General features: G+C 70.5%; 10 protein-coding genes. 4 read left to right on the forward strand and 6 right to left on the reverse strand.

The genetic code is table 11. The annotated features are described in order from the left end of the window. Positions 1 to 3: 3 nt before the first annotated feature. Positions 4 to 354, reverse strand: a complete 351-nt coding sequence (locus IE294_RS33095) for a hypothetical protein (RefSeq protein WP_189892260.1) — start codon at positions 352 to 354, stop codon at positions 4 to 6. 495 nt (positions 355 to 849) lie between these two features. Here IE294_RS33095 and IE294_RS33100 point away from each other — a divergent pair, with 495 nt between their 5' ends. The 3 genes from IE294_RS33100 to IE294_RS33110 all read left to right on the forward strand — a co-directional run bounded on the left by IE294_RS33100 (position 850) and on the right by IE294_RS33110 (position 3,465). Further along, positions 850 to 1,038, forward strand: a complete 189-nt coding sequence (locus IE294_RS33100; protein WP_189892262.1) for a hypothetical protein — start codon at positions 850 to 852, stop codon at positions 1,036 to 1,038. Between the two features lie 173 nt (positions 1,039 to 1,211). After that, the gene (locus tag IE294_RS33105) at positions 1,212 to 2,051 is read left to right on the forward strand and encodes an agmatinase family protein (RefSeq protein ID WP_229917525.1); all 840 of its coding nucleotides are present in this window, start codon (positions 1,212 to 1,214) and stop codon (positions 2,049 to 2,051) included. A gap of 229 nt (positions 2,052 to 2,280) precedes the next feature. Further along, the gene (locus tag IE294_RS33110) at positions 2,281 to 3,465 is read left to right on the forward strand and encodes an NAD-dependent formate dehydrogenase (RefSeq protein WP_189892264.1); all 1,185 of its coding nucleotides are present in this window, start codon (positions 2,281 to 2,283) and stop codon (positions 3,463 to 3,465) included. 115 nt (positions 3,466 to 3,580) lie between these two features. Here the strand turns inward: IE294_RS33110 and IE294_RS33115 are convergent, their stop codons facing one another. The 5 genes from IE294_RS33115 to IE294_RS33135 are packed head-to-tail and all read right to left on the reverse strand — an operon-like array spanning position 3,581 to position 11,037. Then, positions 3,581 to 6,601, reverse strand: a complete 3,021-nt coding sequence (locus IE294_RS33115) for an alpha-mannosidase (RefSeq protein WP_189892266.1) — start codon at positions 6,599 to 6,601, stop codon at positions 3,581 to 3,583. Beyond that, the gene (locus IE294_RS33120) at positions 6,594 to 7,856 is read right to left on the reverse strand and encodes a glycoside hydrolase 5 family protein (RefSeq protein ID WP_189892268.1); all 1,263 of its coding nucleotides are present in this window, start codon (positions 7,854 to 7,856) and stop codon (positions 6,594 to 6,596) included. The genes IE294_RS33115 and IE294_RS33120 overlap by 8 nt, the downstream gene beginning before the upstream one ends. Before the next feature lie 32 nt (positions 7,857 to 7,888). Then, entirely contained in the window at positions 7,889 to 8,827 is a 939-nt protein-coding gene (locus IE294_RS33125; protein ID WP_189892270.1) for a carbohydrate ABC transporter permease, read from the reverse strand. After that, positions 8,824 to 9,735, reverse strand: a complete 912-nt coding sequence (locus tag IE294_RS33130) for a carbohydrate ABC transporter permease (protein WP_229917527.1) — start codon at positions 9,733 to 9,735, stop codon at positions 8,824 to 8,826. The genes IE294_RS33125 and IE294_RS33130 overlap by 4 nt, the downstream gene beginning before the upstream one ends. Before the next feature lie 6 nt (positions 9,736 to 9,741). Continuing rightward, positions 9,742 to 11,037, reverse strand: coding sequence for an ABC transporter substrate-binding protein (locus tag IE294_RS33135; RefSeq protein WP_189892320.1), 1,296 nt, complete (start codon positions 11,035 to 11,037; stop codon positions 9,742 to 9,744). Positions 11,038 to 11,294: 257 nt separating this feature from the next. Here IE294_RS33135 and IE294_RS33140 point away from each other — a divergent pair, with 257 nt between their 5' ends. After that, a complete protein-coding gene (locus tag IE294_RS33140) occupies positions 11,295 to 12,341 on the forward strand; it encodes a LacI family DNA-binding transcriptional regulator (RefSeq protein WP_189892271.1) in 1,047 nt (348 codons plus the stop codon). The last annotated feature ends 122 nt before the right edge of the window (positions 12,342 to 12,463 follow it).

A 12,463-nucleotide genomic window follows, 5' to 3' on the forward strand; every position in this document is an offset into this window, starting at 1 on the left:
CTGTCAGCTTGCGAAACGGAAGCTCTTTCCGACGAATCCACCGAAGCTGTGCAGGTCACCCGCGGGCAGCGTCAGCGTGGAACCGGTGCACCCGGTGCCGCTGTAGACGAGGACGGTCTGATAGCTGTTGTTGAGGTCGGACTGTACCGAGAACGGCAGGGTGACGCACGAGGTGCCGACCTGGGACGGTGAGTACTCCAGGGTCGGTCCGGTGAATCCGCCCTGCCAGAAGGTGACGTAGCCGGGCGTGCCGGGATCGACGGCGAAGGCGGGGGAGCTGGACAGCCCTACCGCCAGCGCCACAGCGCCGGCGGCCACCGCGGCGGAAGCGATGTTTCTCTTCAGGCTTCGCACAAGAACCTCCACGAGGAAGCGCTGGAGTCGCCGAGTACTACTCACTGCCAGCGACTCATGTGTCAGCTGCAATATAGGAGGGGACACAGCCCAGCGTGACCTTGGTGACTCATGTTGGCCGAGCGGCGGCTGGTCTCCGGCTGGATGGCGCCGTTGCTCTGGATCAGCACCTGTGACCCGCAAGGTCGGCAGCAGAGAGTGAGCCGCACCGGCCAGGGCGGTCTCGTAGTAGAGGGCCGCGCAGAACCTGTGTCACGTGAGCAGGATCGATGTCCGCGTCCCTGGGGCCGCGGCCTCGCAGGTCGGGGTAGCGCTGGAAGACCCCCGTGTACACGGCGTTGGTGATGTTCCGTGCCGTGTCCAGAGGGTATTCGATCACCGAACTCGGCCGGTCGAAGCCGAGACTTTCGATGCCCAGATGCTCTGTCGGATGGGCGAAGACGGGGACTCGGCGCCGGTTCAGCTCCTCCAGCAGCGGTTCGAAGAGACCTCACCGTGCTGACGTTCGAGCGCATCGGGTGGCAGCCCGAGGACTACGACCGCTGGAGCACCCACCTGATGGAGTCGCAGCGGGCGTTCGTCACTCCCACCCGGCACCGCGGGCAGGTGTGCGCCCGGTTCGCCATCGTCAACCCACTGACCTCGAAGGACGACCTGGGTCTCCTCATCGACTCGATGCGCTGACCTTCCCGCACTCCCCGCACGCTCCCGACGTCGACGACCGGCCCTCTCGGAACAGGTGAACACCGTGGCTCGTTATGACGGCGGCACCTCGCACCGCCCGGGCACACGGTTCGGTCCGCAGTACATCCGCCAGACCGACCACAACCCCCGACGGATCCCGTCCCTCGCTGGCCATGCGGGTCGACGGCCTGCGGGACCTGCGCGCCTACGACGCCGGGGACGTGGAGATGTTCTCGGGTGACGCCGAGCGCTCGGTGCGCGATCTGCGGACCGCGGTCCATGCCGTCGCGCGCACCGGGGCGATCCCCGTGATCCTCGGCGGCGAACACACCATCGCCTGGCCGGACGCGGCCGGTGTGGCCGAGCACGCGGGGCCGGGCAGGGTCTCGGTGATCCACTTCGACGCCCACGCCGACACGGTCGACGTCGAGTTCGGCTCCCTGGTCGGACACGGCCAGCCGATGCGCCGGCTCATCGAGTCCGGCTCGGTGCGCGGCGACCGGTTCCTGCAGATCGGACTGCGCGGGTACTGGCCGCCGCCCGAGACGCTGGACTGGATGGCCCGCCAGGGCATGCGCTCCTACGAGATGACCGAGATCGGGGCACGGGGCCTCGACGAGTGCCTCACCGAGGCGTTCGCCATCGCCATGGACGACTGCGACGGAGTCTTCCTGTCGGTGGACGTCGACGTGTGCGACCCCGGGCACGCTCCGGGCACGGGCACGCCCGAGCCGGATGGCCTGACCGCCCGGCAACTGCTCGACGCCGTCCGCCGGGTCGCCTACGAACTGCCCGTCCTTGGTGTCGACGTCGTCGAAGTGGCGCCGCCCTACGACCATGCCGAGAGCACGTCGTTCCTCGCCAACCGTGTCGTCCTTGAGGTGCTGACCGGCATGGCGCGCCGACGCATGGACGCTCGCGACGACACGACGCGGGAGCCGCGACGGCCCCTCTGGACGGCCGCTGACTGCGGCCCGGACAGCACGCCCGCGTCCGCCCGGACCTGGATGTGACGGGTGACCCCGCACCCGGAAGTGGGGTGCCCGCCACACCGGGCGGCGCCGGGTCGTAGGGCCCGCTCCATGGCCCGGGACGGGCGCCCGGGGCGAGAGTAGGGGAGTCCGGACCGCCCCCGACGAGCGTTCACGGGGGTGGTGCCGGCACTCCGACCGGACCTCGCCGTCATCCCGATCTCCGGCCGGTGTCCGGAGTCGGTCGCTCGTGTGCGAGGAGTAACGGGAAATGAAAGTGCTGTGCGTCCTCTATCCGGATCCGCTGACCGGGTACCCGCCCGCGTACGTCCGCGACGCGCTGCCCCGGCTCACCGCCTATCCGGACGGCATGAGTCTGCCGACTCCGTCCGCCGTCGACTTCACCCCCGGTGAACTCCTCGGCTGCGTCTCGGGCGGACTGGGCCTGCGCTCCTATCTGGACGAGCAGGGCCACGAGTTCGTCGTCACCAGCGACAAGGACGGGGAGGACTCCGTCTTCGAGCGGGAACTGCCCGACGCGGACGTCGTCATCTCCCAGCCGTTCTGGCCGGCCTACCTGTCCGCCGAACGCATCGCCAAGGCGAAGAAGCTCAAGCTCGCCCTCACCGCGGGCATCGGCTCCGACCACGTCGACCTGGAGGCCGCCATCCAGCGCGGCATCACCGTCGCCGAGGAGACCTACAGCAACAGCATCAGCGTGGCCGAGCACGCCGTGATGCAACTGCTCTGCCTGGTGCGGAACTTCGTCTCGTCCCACGAGTGGGTCCGCAACGGCGGCTGGAACATCGCCGACGCCGTGTCACGGGCCTACGACATCGAGGGCATGGACGTCGGCGTCATCGCGGCCGGCCGCATCGGCCGCGCGGTGCTCAAGAGGCTCAAGCCGTTCGACGTCAACCTGCACTACATGAACCGGCACCGGCTCCCCGAAGACGTCGAGCGGGAACTGGGGCTCACTTACCACCCGGACGTCCGGTCACTGGTGCGCAGCGTCGACGCGGTGTCGGTGCACGCGCCGCTCCAGCCCGAGACGTACCACCTCTTCGACGACGAACTGCTCGCGACCATGCGCCGCGGCTCCTACATCGTCAACACCGCGCGGGCGGAGATCATGGTGCGCGACGCGGTGGTGCGCGCGCTGAAGTCGGGACGGCTGGCCGGGTACGCGGGCGACGTCTGGTACCCGCAGCCCCCGGCGCCCAGCCATCCCTGGCGGACCATGCCGCACAACGCCATGACCCCGCACGTGTCGGGCTCCACCCTCTCGGCCCAGGCGCGGTACGCCGCCGGCACGCGGGAGATCCTGGAGGACTTCTTCGCCGGCCGCCCGATCCGCGACGAGTACCTCATCGTGGACGGCGGCAAGCTGGCCGGCACCGGTGCCCACGCCTACACCACGTCGGGTGCGGCGAGTCCGGGCAGCACCGGCGCCTGACCGTCCCGGACCACGTGTTGCGCCGTAGGCCCTTCCCCCGGGGCTGCCGGCGTCACCCTCCCCAGGGGCGCGGGCCCGGTCACCCGGGCCCGCGCCCCCTTTCCGGGGTCCTCGGTCACGCCCTCCGCAGCCGCAGCGTCACCAGCTCGAACGGCCGCAGCCGTACGGTGATCCGGTCGCCGTCGCGTTCCGGGGCAGCCGTGTCCGCGAGGGGCCGCTCCAGCAGGTCGGTGACGGCGAGGCCGGCCACCTCGAAGCCGGCCGTCAGGGTCGCCCGGACCCGGCTGCCGTGGGCTTCGTGGAAGCGGACGACGACGTCCCCGCTGCCGTCGTCGGCGAGCTTCACCGCCGTGATGACGACGGCGTCGTTGTCGGCGGTGACCAGCGGGGCGACCTCGCCGGCACCGGTGAGACGGCGCTCGGGGAGGTTGATCCGCCAGCCCTCGCGGACGGCGTCGCCGATGGCGGCGCCGGGGACGAGGGCGTGCCGGAAGCGGTGGACGCCCTGGTCGGTCTCGGGGTCGGGGAAGCGCGGGGCGCGCAGCAGGGACACCCGCACGGTGGTCGTCGTACCACCGTCGCCGTCGGTGCGGACGGTGCGGGTGACGTCGTGGCCGTAGGTGGAGTCGTTGACGACCGCGACGCCCCAGCCGGGTTCCTCCAGGTGCAGGAAGCGGTGGTTGCAGGCCTCGAACTTGGCCGCTTCCCAGGAGGTGTTGGTGTGGGTGGGCCGGTAGGCGTGTCCGTACTGGGTCTCGGAGGCGTAGCGTTCGGCGTGCAGATCGAGCGGGAAGGCCAGTTTCAGGAACTTCTCCGTCTCGTGCCAGTCGACCTCGGTGTCCACCACCAGGCGCTGCTCGCCGGGCGGCAGGGACAGCACCTGGGTGACCCGGGAGTCGCCGAAGGCGCGCACCACCTGGACCGAGGCGCCGTCCTCGCCGGCCGTGACCGATTCGGTGTCGGTGAGGTCGGTGACGGTGTTGCGGTAGAACTCGTCGACGTCCCAGGCGTCCCACATGTTCGGGAAGTCGGGGTGGAGCTGGAGGAGGTTCGCCGCCCGGCCCGGGGCGACGGTCTCCCGCTCGGCCGCGATGTCGTAGGCGGAGACGACCAGTCCCCGGGCGTCGATCTCGATCCGCAGCAGGCCGTTGTCCAGGACGAAGCCGCCGTCCTGGCGGGGAGCGAGCGTGGTGGCGCCGGTGAGTGCCGGGGCGGTGGCACCGCCCGCGACCACACCCGCCCGCTCGTGCGGGGCGGAGTTGAAGACCAGCTCGGTGGTGCCCTCTCCGGCGAGTGCCCGCTGGGCGCCGTCGATGATCGCGTTCAGCTCGCCCGCGATCCGTTCGTAGGTGGCGCGTGCCTCGCGGTGGACCCAGGCGATGGAGGAGCCGGGCAGGATGTCGTGGAACTGGTGCAGCAGGACCGTCTTCCAGATTTGGTCCAGCTCCTCGTACGGATACGGGAACCCGGCCCTGACGGCGGCCGTGGCGGCCCACAGTTCCGCCTCGCGCAGCAGGTGTTCGCTGCGCCGGTTGCCCTGCTTGGTCTTGGCCTGGCTGGTCAGCGTCGCCCGGTGCAGTTCGAGGTACAGCTCGCCCACCCAGACCGGCGGCTCGGGGTACTCGGCCTCGGCCTTCTCGAAGAACGTCCGCGGGGTCTCCCACACCACCTGCGCGGAGCCTTCCAGATCCCGCAGGCGGGCGGCCTTGGCGACCATCTCGCGGGTGGTGCCGCCGCCCCCGTCACCCCAGCCGGTCGGCGCCAGGGAGTGCCGGGCCCGGCCCTTGTCCTTGAAGTTCTTCGCCGCGTGGGCGATCTCGCTGCCCTTCATGGAGCAGTTGTAGGTGTCGACGGGCGGGAAGTGCGTGAAGATCCGGGTGCCGTCGATGCCCTCCCACTGGAAGGTGTGGTGGGGGAACTTGTTCGTCTGCGACCAGGAGATCTTCTGGGTCAGCAGCCACTTGGAGCCGGCCGCCTTGATGATCTGCGGCAGCCCGGCCGCGAACCCGAACGTGTCCGGCAGCCACGCCTCCTCGTTGTCCACCCCGAACTCGTCGAGGAAGAACCGCTTGCCGTGCACGAACTGCCGCGCCATCGCCTCCGAGCCGGGCATGTTGGTGTCCGACTCCACCCACATGCCGCCGGCCGGCACGAACCGGCCGTCGGCGACGGCCTTCTTCACCCGCGCCCACACCTCGGGCCGGTGATCCCGCACCCACGCCCACTGCTGCGCCTGCGACATCGCGAAGACGAACTCCGGCTCGTCCTCCAGCAGGGCGGTCATGTTGGACGTCGTACGGGCCACCTTGCGCACCGTCTCCCGCAGCGGCCACAGCCAGGCGGAGTCGATGTGCGCGTGGCCGACGGCGCTGATCCGGTGCGCCGACGGGACGGCGGGGGACGACAGGACCTCGGTCAGCTGCTCGCGGGCCCGGCCGGCGGTGCCGTTCACGTCCTGGAGGTCGACGGAGTCCAGCGCGCGGTCCACGGCGCGCAGGATGTCGTAGCGGCGGGCGGAGTCCACCGGCAGCTCCGCCATCAGCTCACCCAGGACCTCCAGGTCCATCACGAGCTGCCACACCGTCTCGTCGAACACGGCGAGGTCCATGCGGGTGAGCGTGTACTGCGGCTCGCTCCCGGCGGTCTCCTTGTCCCCGAGCCGGGTGGGCAGGAAGGGGTGGTAGTCCAGGATCACCGGGTTGGACGCGGCCTCGATGTGCAGGCGGACCTCCTCGCCGCCCGCCACGGGCGCGCCGATCCGCACCCACTGGTTGCGCGGGTTCAGGCCCTTCACCGGCGTGCCGTCGGGCCGGTAGACCAGGCCCTCGCACTGGAAACCGGGCATGTTCTCGTCGAAGCCCAGGTCGAGGATCGCCTCGACCGTCCTGCCGGCCCACGCCTCGGGCACGGTCCCGGTCACCCGGAACCAGCTCGTCCCCCAGGGGGCACCCCACCGGGACCCCACCGTGATCGGCTCGGGTTCCGCGGCGAGCCCTTCCTCGACCGGTACCGGCTCACCCGGCGCGTTCCACACCGCGACCTCCAGCGGCACCGACTCGGGGTACACGGCGGGGCGGATGCGTTCGTCGAGGACACGCTTGAGGCGGGCTTCGATCAGCGAGCGGTCGTCATGCATGCGGGGTGCTCCATCGGTGCTGCGGGGTGAGAACTTGCTCGGCCGTGACGGTCTCGGTGATGCCGCGGGCCCGTAGATGATCCGTGTCGGCCGCGCGGGTGTCCAGGACCGTGGTGGGCCGGGCCCCGTCGGCGGTCAGCCGGAAGAAGGCGTCGTACACCGTTCCGTCCGGCGCCAGCGCCGTACGCCCCTCGGGGTCGGCGGGTACGACGAGGGCGGTGGTGCGCGGTGCCGGGGTGGGGTGGGTGCGGCGGGCCGCGTCGGCGAGCACCCGTGCGATGTCCTTCGGCCGCCGGTCGTTGGTCAGCAGCCCGAGGGAGTATTCGAGTTCGGGGAAGTCGGCGAGGCCGCGGGAGACGTCGTGGGAGCACCACCAGGTGATGCCCCACAGCCCGGGGCAGTCCAGGGCGTTGGTGACGGTCGCCTCGGTGAAGGCGGCGGCGTGCTCGGCGGGGACCAGCGGGGCGGGGGCCCCGACCTCCTGGAGCCACACCGGCCGGTGCGGGTCGTCCGCCCACGCCTTGCTCAGCTCGACCAGGTAGGCGGCGTGGTGCTCGCTGGGCACGGAGGCACGGCCGTGGCGCTGGGCGGTGCCGTTGAACACCCAGGAGTGCACGGCGGTGACGCCGCCGTACCGGGCGGCCTGGGCCGGGGTGAACGGCATGTCGTGCTGGTACCAGGTGGCGTCGTACTCGGCGTGCAGGTGCAGCCGGCCGGGGGCGCCCTCCTCGCAGGCGGCGAGCATGCGCTCCAGCCAGGTGTCGATCTGCTCGGGGGTGGCCCGGTCGGGGTCGGGGTGGGGGCCGGCGCTGAACTGGTTGACCTCGTTGCCGACGGTCATGCCGATGAAGTTGGGCCGGTCGGCGAGGGCGGCGGCGAGGGTGCGCAGGTAGGCGGCCTGGCCGTCGATGACCTCGGGGTCGGTGAAGAGGTTGCGCCGGTGCCAGGTGCGCGTCCAGGCGGGCAGGAAGTCGAAGCTGGACAGATGGCCTTGCAGGCCGTCCACGTTCACGTCCAGGCCGCGTTCGGCGGCGGCGTCGGCGAGGGCCACGAGCTGTTCCACCGCGCGCGGCCGGATGAGAGCCCGGTTCGGCTGGAAGTACGGCCACAGCGGGAAGACCCGGACGTGGTCCAGGCCGAGCGCGGCGATGGAGTCGAGGTCGGCGCGTACGGAGTCGAGGTCGAAGTCGAGCCAGTGGTGGAACCACCCTTCGCTGGGGGTGTAGTTGACGCCGAAGCGCACGGCAGGAGGCATGGGTGTCCTTGCGGGGGGTTCGAGTGCGGCGGTCAGCCCTTGACGGCGCCCTCGCCGACCCCGCGGAAGAAGTACCGCTGGAGGCAGGCGAAGAGGACGATGAGCGGGGCCACGGCGATGATCGTGCCGGCGGCGACCAGCCGCTGGTCGTTGGCGAAGGTGCCGTGCAGGTAGTTCAGGCCGACGGTGAGGGTGAACTTGCCCGGGTCGCCGAGCACGATCAACGGCCACAGGAAGTCGTCCCAGGCGCCCATGAAGGCGAAGATCGCGACGACGGCGAGGGTGCCCTTGACCGACGGCAGCGCGATCCGCAGGAAGCGCTGCCAGACGTTGGCGCCGTCGACGAAGGCCGCCTCCTCGATCTCGTACGGCAGGTTGAGGAAGGCGTTGCGCATCAGCAGCACGTTCAGCGCGCCGACGCAGCCGGGCAGCACCACGCCGATGAGCGTGTTGTTCAGCTCCAGCGACCGCATGGTCGTGAACTGGGCGATGATGATGCTCTCGGCGGGCACCAGCAGGGCCAGGATGAAGACCAGGGTCAGTACCCCGCGGCCCCGGTAGCGCAGCCGGGCCAGGGCGTAGCCGGCGAGGGCGGAGCCGACGCAGTTGGTGACCACGCTGGCGACGGCGACCTTGAGGGAGTTCAGGGCGTAGTCCCAGACGGGGATGACGTCGGCGACCCGGCTGTAGTTGTGCAGGGTGGGGTGCTCGGGCAGGAACGACGGCGGGGAGCTGTAGATGTCCTCCGTCGGGCCCTTCAGCGAGGTCGACAGCTGCCACAGGAACGGGCCGACCGTCAGGGCCAGCACGCCGAGCAGCAGCAGGTAGCGGAGGACGAGTTCCCCGGGCCGCACGCGCTGGCCGGTGTCGTCGGTGAAACGGGAGCGGCGGCCGGTCCGCCGCGCGCGGTCGGTCGTCGGGTGCCCCGGGCGGGCGGTCCGCCCGTCCCGGGTGCGCAGGGTGTCGGTCATGCCTGGGCCTCGTCCTTCCGGTCCGCGCGCAGTACCAGCAGCATCAGCACCACGGTGATCACGAAGACCACCACGGAGATCGCGGAGGCGTAACCGACCCGGCCGCTGAGGCCGGTGCCGGTGCGCTGCACGAGCATCACGAGAGTGGTGTCCTCGCCGGCCGGACCGCCGGTCGGGCCGGCCATCAGGTACACCTCGGAGAACACCTTGAAGGCGGAGACCGAGGCGAGCGCGGCCACCAGGACCATCGTGGACCGCACGGCGGGCACGGTGACGCTGAGGAAGCGGCGGACCGCGCCGGCGCCGTCCACGGCGGCGGCCTCGTGGAGTTCGCGCGGTACGTTCGCGAGCGCCGCCAAGTAGACGATCATGTAGTAGCCGAGGCCCTTCCACACCGTGACCGTCATGGCGCTGACCAGGATCAGCCACTGGTCGCTGAGGAACCCGACCGGGCTCGCGCCCAGCGTCTCCAGCAGCGAGTTGACCAGTCCGCGTTCGTCCAGCAGCCACACCCAGATCAGGCCGACGACCACGATCGAGGCGACGACCGGGGTGTAGAAGGCGGACCGGAAGAAGGCGATGCCGGGGATGTGCTTCTGCACCAGAAGCGCGAGCAGCAGCGGCAGGACCACGAGCGCGGGGACGACTCCGAGGATGTACAGCGTGCTGTTGCGCAGGGCGATCCAGAACGCGTCGTCGTGGAGCATCTCGCGGTAGTTGGCGAGACCGACGAACTGGCCCGGGATCAGCGTGCGACGGTCGGTGAAGGAGTTCACCACGGTCGACACGAACGGGTACAGCACGAACGCGGCGGTGACCAGCAACCCGGGTGCGGCGAAGAGCCACGGACTGGTGGGCAGCTGGCGCCGCACCCGGGAGCCCCGACGGGCAGGGGAGGAGAGGGCCACGGCGGATCAGCCCTGCTTGAGCAGCTGGTCGCAGGCCTTGACAGCGTTGTCGAGCCCCTGCTTCGGGCTCTCCTTGCCCTGGAGCGCCTTGGCGACCTCCTGCTGGAGCGCGGTCTTCATCTGGTCGCTGAACAGCACCGGCGTGTAGTTCACGGCCGTCTTCAGGGACTTGGCGGCGGCCACCCGGACGCGGGTCTCGTCGGTGCCGTCCTCCTTGGTGAAGTACGGGTCGTTCAGGGAGCCGGCGGTGCTCGGGAAGATGGCGACCTGCTTGGCGAAGGCCATCTGGTTCTTCGCGTCGGTGACGAAGTGCGCGAAGGCCACGGCCGCGGGCTTCTGCTTGGACTGCGCGTTCACCATCACGTTCTGCACGTACATGTTGACGTGCCCGGTGCTGGTGATCTGGTCGGTGATGCCGATGTTCTTGTACAGGGTCGGCGCCTGCGTCTTGAAGTTCTTCAGGTCCAGCGCGCTGCCGGGGTTCATGGCGACGGCCCCGGTGAGGAACTTGCGTCCGGACGACTCGGGCGTGGCGGTCAGGGCCTGCGGGTCGAGGGCCTTGGCGTCGTACAACTCCTTGTACTTGGTGAGGAGTTCGACGCCCTTGGCGTCGTTGAAGGCGAAACCGGTGCCTTCCTTGTTCACCAGCTGGACGCCGTAGCGGCCGAAGTCCTCGATGGCCGGCACGTTGGCGAGGGTGGCGACCTTGCCGTCGGTCTTCTTGGCGATCTGGAGGCCGTCCTTGAACAGTTCGGCGTACGTCTTCGGCGGCTGGTCGGGGTTGAGGCCGGCCTCCTTGAACAGGGCCTTGTTGTAGAACAGCGGGCCGGTGTTCAGGTACCAGGGGAACGCCCAGGTGCCCGGCAGGCCCGGGATGTCGGTGCTGCTCCACGCGCCCGGCAGGTACTCGCTCTTGTACTTCGCCGCGGTCTTGTCCTTGTCCAGGTTCAGGGCGAGCCCGGCCTTGGCGAGCGGGGCGGCCAGGTCGGGGGAGACGTTGACGACGTCGGGCAGCGTGCCGCCGGCCGCCTCCGCGCTGAGCTTGTCGGCGTAGCCCTCGGCGGGCTGGTCGACCCACTTCACGTGGGTGCCCGGGTACTTGTGCTCGAAGTCGGCGATGACGCCCTCGAAGTAGGGCTTGAAGTTGGCGCGCAGGTTCCAGGTCTGGAACGTGATGTTGCCCTCGATCTTGCCCGAGGCGTCGCCCGACGAGCTGTCGTCGTTCCCGGAGCCGCAGGCGGACAGCGGCAGTAGGGCCGCGACGGCGACAGCGGTGGCGAGGGTTCTGCGGGATATGCGCACGGCTGGAGGCTCCTTCGGACGGCGGGCCACGGCGACGATGCCGGCCACGGGTTCAGGGGCAGACATTGCATCCTTCGGCGGAAAAATGTCAATGGATTCGGCTGAAAACTTCCCTGCGTCTATAGAAGCCGCAGGTCAGGGCGGGTTGACGCGAGCCGGACAAGTGCCGGACACGGCCCTTGCCCGGATCGCTAATGCGCTTTAGGCTGCTCTAGCTCAAGCGCTTTAGTGCTCGGTGCCAGAGAATGGGAGCGGAAGTGGCGGACAAGCGTTCACCGGCGCGCCGGCCGACGATGAAGGACATCGCGCGGCGGGCCGGGGTCTCCGAGAGCGCCGTCTCCTTCGCCCTCAACGACCGGCCCGGCGTCTCCGAGGTGACCCGGGCCCGGGTGCGCCGGGTGGCCGAACAGCTCGGCTGGCGGCCGAGCACCGCCGCCCGCCAGTTGTCCGGTGAGGGCGCGGCCACGGTCGGGTTCGTGCTGGCCCGGCCCGCGCACACCCTTGGTGTGGACTCGTTCTTCCTCCAGTTGGTCTCGGGCATCCAGGAAGTGCTGGCCGAGCGACATCTCGGCCTGCTCTTCCAAGTTGTAGAGGACATTGCCGACGAATGCGCGGTATACCGGACCTGGTGGGCCGAGCACCGGGTCGACGGCGTCCTCATGGTCGACCCCCGCACCGACGATCCCCGTCCCGCGCTCCTGGAGGAACTCGGCCTGCCCGCCGTGGTGATCGGGGGCGCGCCGGCCGAGCTGCACCCCGGCCTGTCGGCGGTGTGGGCGGACGACGCCGGCGCGATGGCCGCGGTCGTGGGGGAACTGCACGCCCTGGGCCACCGGCGGATCGTGCACATCGCCGGGCTGCCCGGCCTCGCGCACACCCAGCGGCGGATGCGCAGCCTGCGGGCCGAGGCCGAACGGCGCGGCCTGACCGAGGTCCGCTCGGTGACCACCGACTACTCCGACGCCGAGGGGGCCGCCGTCACCCGCCGGGTGCTGGGCGCCGCCACCCCGCCCACGGCACTGATCTATGACAACGACGTGATGGCGGTCGCGGGCGTCGGCGCCGCGGCCGAACTGGGCTTCACCGTGCCGGACGACGTGTCGGTGGTCTCCTGGGAGGACTCCGCGCTGTGCCGGATGGTCAAGCCCTGGCTGTCCGCGCTGTCCCGGGACACGGTGGCCTTCGGCCGCACGGCTGCCCGGGAACTGGTGTCCTTGCTGGACGGAGCCGCCCCGGGCACGGTCCAGGTACCGCTGCCCGAACTCATAGCCCGCGAGAGCACAAGGCCGGCGCCCAGCCAGTGACCGCCCACCGCAACCGTGGGGTGCTCCCCAGGCCCGCCGTGTCCGGTCGTGGGGATCACCCCATGGCCCTCCCGAGGGTCCCCTGACGAAAATCGGGGAACCGGCCGAGGCGTCGCCGCAGG

Origin of the sequence: Streptomyces canarius, from assembly GCF_014650735.1 — a bacterium.
GTDB lineage: Bacteria > Actinomycetota > Actinomycetes > Streptomycetales > Streptomycetaceae > Streptomyces > Streptomyces olivaceoviridis.

Coding starts and splice junctions, on each gene's coding strand:
- IE294_RS33110 (WP_189892264.1), top strand. CDS start 2,281: ATGAAAGTGCTGTGCGTCCTCTATCCGGATCCGCTGACCGGGTACCCG.
- IE294_RS33120 (WP_189892268.1), bottom strand. CDS start 7,856: ATGCCTCCTGCCGTGCGCTTCGGCGTCAACTACACCCCCAGCGAAGGG.
- IE294_RS33105 (WP_229917525.1), top strand. CDS start 1,212: ATGCGGGTCGACGGCCTGCGGGACCTGCGCGCCTACGACGCCGGGGAC.
- IE294_RS33125 (WP_189892270.1), bottom strand. CDS start 8,827: ATGACCGACACCCTGCGCACCCGGGACGGGCGGACCGCCCGCCCGGGG.
- IE294_RS33115 (WP_189892266.1), bottom strand. CDS start 6,601: ATGCATGACGACCGCTCGCTGATCGAAGCCCGCCTCAAGCGTGTCCTC.